The organism is Acinetobacter seifertii (genome assembly GCF_000368065.1).
Taxonomy (GTDB): domain Bacteria; phylum Pseudomonadota; class Gammaproteobacteria; order Pseudomonadales; family Moraxellaceae; genus Acinetobacter; species Acinetobacter seifertii.
On the sequence record NZ_KB851210.1, the window covers coordinates 1 to 4,857 of the forward strand.

Sequence of the window (4,857 nt, forward strand, 5' to 3'; positions counted from 1 at the left end):
AACGCATTTCGTATAAGGTGTATTATGTTAATTTTAAAACCTCTAAATAATTTATTGCTTTCGAGTCGCTAACCAACACAAGACTGCTCCTGTTGTCACCATTGCAACACCTTGCCAAAAGATGAAAGATAAGGAAGTACTTAGAAGTAATGCCGCAAAAAAAGCAGATAACACAGGAGTAAAATAAGAAGCGCCAGCCATTAATGTCATGTTCCCTGAAATAATTCCAATATTCCAAGCACCATATCCCAAACCTAAAGCACCAGCCGCCATAATCAGAGTGACTGTATTGTCATAAGTAAAATTAATAGCTGACCCACTCATGAAAAAGTATTTTATCCATAGTACAACTGCAACCAGGGCAAAAAATATAGTGACTAGATTTTTACCCTGAGATGTTTTTACTGTCACAGAACAATATGCAGCCCACAAAATAGCAGCAGCAAAAGCTAAACCATAACTAAGAGGATTAACCTTCAAATTGTTCCATATCTGGAAGGGATTAAATCCAGTATCCCCCCCTAGCACCCAACAAATTCCAACCAAAGCCAATATGCAGCCGGGAATAATTAAAAGATTGGCCTTAACGTTGTTAAAAATAATTGCAAATACTAGGGTAAATGTTGGCCATAGATAATTAATCATACCAACTTCGATTGCTTGTCTACTGTTTTGTGCATAGCCAATAGAAAGAGCAAAACATAATTCATAAGCAACAAATAAAAGGCTTCCCCACCATAAATAGGATTTTGGGATTGTAGAAAACTTAGGCATACCAATCGTGAAAACTAAAATCATGGATGCGAAACTGTAAATTAGAGCAGCACCGGCTACAGCTCCAAAGCTCTCACTGACACTACGAATTAAGCCTACATTTGTACTCCAAAATATGACAGCTGTAAGACCAATTAAAGTCGATATATTTCTATTGAGTGCAGGTAGAGCATTTAAAAGCATAACTAATTCCTTTTAAGCTTTAGCACTGACTAAACGATGTGATTTCCTTTGTAATAAAGCCATACTTGCAAAAACTGCAACTACAATTAATAAGACACTAGGTGCTAAGGTATTACCTGTTTGTTGAATTAACCAGGTTGCAACCAAAGGAACTGTTCCACCTAACAGTGCATTAGCAGTATTAAAACTAAAGGCAAAACCGGTATAGCGCACTTGTATAGGGAATTGTTCTGTTAAATATGCAGGTAAACTACCATCGTTCATTGCTAACAATGTGCAAAACACCAGTTGGATCATCACCATTTCAACAAAACTGGCAGTTGAAAGTAAGTAGAATAAAGGGATCGTAAGTGCGATAAAGCTTAGACTTGCCCAAAGCAACATTTTCTTGCGTCCAATTCGGTCTGAATATTTTCCCATCGCAAAAACTACAGCGATATAAAATAGCAGTGAAATTGATCCTGAGATAAATGCTTGGGTTTTATTTACGCCTAATTCTGTTGCCAAATAGTTTGGCATGTAATTAAAAATAAGATAGAACGCAGTCGCATTTAAAGATGCAACAGCAAATGCTTTAAAAAGTGCTGGTCGATATTGATTAAATAAAGCTTTGATTGGAAAATTTTCTTTCTGGCCAGTTTTTTGGTGTTCTAAAAATTCTGGCGTGTCTTCTAGCTTTACACGGATATAATATCCAATTAGGCCCAATGGTGCGGCCAACAAGAATGGAATTCTCCAACCATATTCGTGTAGAAATGCCTCTGACATAAAAGCGAACATCGCTGCTGCCATTACAGATCCGAGTAGTAAACCCGCTGCAGTACTTGCGGGAACTAAACTGGTATAAAGTCCTCTTTTTTTCTTAGGGGCATATTCTGCAAGAAAATTTGCAGCACCTGCATATTCACCTGAAGCTGAAAAACCTTGTATCATCCGGAATACTAAGAGCAGGATCGGTGCAAAAATACCGATACTTTGATAGCTTGGTAATAGTGCTATACATACTGTCGCTAGGGTCATTAAGATAATCGACCAAGATAGTGCATTTTTTCGACCAAACTTGTCCCCAACGTGGCCCCAAAAAATACCGCCTAATGGACGTAAAATAAATGAAATTGCAAAGATTGCATAGGCAGCCATTAATGCAGTTAAAGGATCACTTTGCGGAAAAAAAACCACTGCAATGACTGTTGCCAAAAAACCATATGCAGCGTAATCAAACCATTCTACAAAATTGCCAATGAAGCTTGCACTTGCGACACGTTTTAAGGTTTTTTTTTGCTCTACCTGATTGTCTTTTGTCATTTTTGTCCCCTTAAATCAAATAGACACCTCTAAAAGAAGTGTCTACGCAATTGATTATTTGATGATGTTATGTTCTGGGCCATATGGGAACTTAGTGATATTTTCATTGCCTGTTTCAGTTACCACCAAGATATCATGTTCACGGTAGCCACCAGCACCAGCCATGCCTTGTGGAATCATGACCATAGGTTCCATAGAAATCACCATGCCTGGTTCAATCACCGTATCAATATCTTCACGTAATTCCAAACCTGCTTCACGACCGTAATAATGCGATAAGACGCCAAAAGAATGCCCATAACCAAAGGTACGATATTGTAATAAGCCTTCTGCATAGAAAATTTCATTTAATTCTTTCGCAATATCACTGCAACGTGCACCCGGGCGAATGAGTTTTAAGCCTGCTTCATGCACCTTAACATTCGCTTCCCAAATACGTAGTGAAGCATCATCACAGTGATCAAAGAATTGTGTACGCTCTAAGGCTGTGTAATAGCCTGCGATCATAGAAAAGCAGTTTAAACTTAAGATGTCACCTTTTTGCACTTGGCGTGTCGTAACCGGATTATGTGCCCCATCGGTATTAATGCCTGATTGGAACCAGGTCCACGTATCCATTAGTTCAGAGTTTGGGAACCGTTTGGCAATTTCACGTACCATGGCTTGGGTAGAGGCTAAAGCTACTTCATGCTCTGGTACACCCTCACGAATCGCTGCAGTCACTGCAAAACCACCAATATCACACACTGCAGCACCTTGGGTGATATGTGCAATTTCTTCAGCAGATTTAATCATGCGTAGCTTCATGCATGCGGCACTAATATCGACAAACTGCACATTCGGTAAAACTGTTTTTAACTTGTTTAAACGCTCTAAAGGTAAGTGATCAAACTCAATTCCTACACGACCTCTATTCGGAATTTCTTGTGCAACCGCTTTAAAATAGTTATCACGCTGCCAATCGGTATAAACCACGTTATAGTCACCAACCGTACGACGCCAAGGTTGACCAGCATCAATATTTGCTGAAATTGTCACCACTTTTTCTGGGCTAACCACCAGACCGTAGAAGCGACCAAATGAACAATAAATAAAGTCCGCATAATAGTTAATGTTATGTATTGAACTAAATAGAACATGATCAATTTCTAGCTCTTCCATTAGTTGGCGTAGCTTGCTTTGTCTATTTTGATACTCAGATAATGAAAATGTCGCAGAAACTTTTTCACCATTTTCAATGGTTAATAATGATGGTAGCTCTGAAACAGCAAAATTATTTACTAAAGTATTCATATATGTGCCTAGATCAATGTGATGTAACCAATCAACTAAGCTTATGCAGAATATGAATAGGTGTTTTCGCCAAAAACGACAGAAAGTTGTCAAAAACTGACAATATTAAAAAATACTAATTAGCAAAATCTAGAACATTCCGTTCAAATTTGGGTGAATAGTTAAAAAAAGCTTTATAGGCTTTAGTAAAACTAGAAGCACTACAAAAACCACATGCAAATGCAATATTTGAAATGCTCAAAGTGGACTGTTTCAGTAAATTTTGTGCATGAGTAAGCCTTAGTTTTAAGTAATATTCTTTCGGAGATATTTGCAGATGTATTTTAAATAAGCGTTCTAAGGTACGTGATTGCAGTTTTACATGCTGTGCAATTTCAGAAATCTTTAAAGGTTCATTAATATTATTTTCCATTAAGCGCAACACCTCTTGAATCGGCAAATCAAGCTTTTTACTGTGTTTAGAAATAGGCTGATGTTGAATTTCATTGCCATCACGTATTTGATGGACAATAAATTGCTCACAAATTTTTTTAGTAATATTAGGATAGTGCATTTCAACAAGCTGTAGGCCTAAATCAATTGCGGCAAGCCCACCAGAACAGGTGAAACGATTCACATCAATAGTAAAAATATGAGTGGTAAATTGTACTAAGGGAAATTCTTCTTGTGCGGCTAAAGTATTTTCCCAATGCATACTGGCACGAAAGCCATTGAGCAAACCCGCTTTTGCCAATACATATGCACCCGTACATAAACCACCTAGAGCGATTTTTTTCTGATCAAGTTGATATAAAAAATTCTTTAATCGTGGCGTCATATTTTTATATAATTGAAAGCCACCACAAATAAAGACAATGTCCATATTGAGTAAATGTGATAAAACACAGGTGTGTTGTATTTGTAAGCCATTACTTGCACAGCTATGATGTCCATCTAAACCCGTTACGTTCCATTGGTATAAATTATCTTCTATGACATAGTTAGCCATACGTAATACTTCAAGCATGTTTGAGAAGGCAATCATAGAAAAGTTATCGAGTAATAGAAAACCAATACGCTTAGAGTTTTGCAACATAAGAATTAATTTACTTCATTTCTTTCATATTTTTAGTAAGCAAGTTTAAGACCACAATTTCGATTCTTTAAAAATTTAAATTTTCCACCAAATAACTATCCATTTAACATAATGGCCGTTATACGAATTTAAAATGTTAGAACCCATTTAAAGTGTCTATATTCTCACCAATAAAAATGTCTAGTTTATGATGGCTTAAACATCATGGACTGGATATGAAATATAGA

Annotated in this window: 4 protein-coding genes; all 4 read right to left on the reverse strand. The window is 36.9% G+C overall.

What is annotated here, in order from left to right; genetic code table 11:
- Nucleotides 1–51 precede the first annotated feature (51 nt).
- Complete coding sequence (yddG, locus tag F985_RS24955; protein WP_004706944.1) at nucleotides 52–957, reverse strand: aromatic amino acid DMT transporter YddG; 906 nt, start codon at nucleotides 955–957, stop codon at nucleotides 52–54.
- A gap of 12 nt (nucleotides 958–969) precedes the next feature.
- Nucleotides 970–2,262 carry an MFS transporter gene (locus F985_RS24960; RefSeq protein WP_004706945.1) on the reverse strand — a complete coding sequence of 431 codons (1,293 nt, stop codon included), beginning with the start codon at nucleotides 2,260–2,262 and terminating at the stop codon, nucleotides 970–972.
- A 54-nt stretch (nucleotides 2,263–2,316) separates the two neighbouring features.
- Nucleotides 2,317–3,555 (reverse strand): M24 family metallopeptidase, encoded by a 1,239-nt coding sequence (locus F985_RS24965; protein WP_004706948.1) that lies wholly within the window; start codon nucleotides 3,553–3,555, stop codon nucleotides 2,317–2,319.
- Between the two features lie 115 nt (nucleotides 3,556–3,670).
- Complete coding sequence (locus F985_RS24970) at nucleotides 3,671–4,630, reverse strand: GlxA family transcriptional regulator (RefSeq protein WP_004706950.1); 960 nt, start codon at nucleotides 4,628–4,630, stop codon at nucleotides 3,671–3,673.
- Between the last annotated feature and the right edge of the window lie 227 nt (nucleotides 4,631–4,857).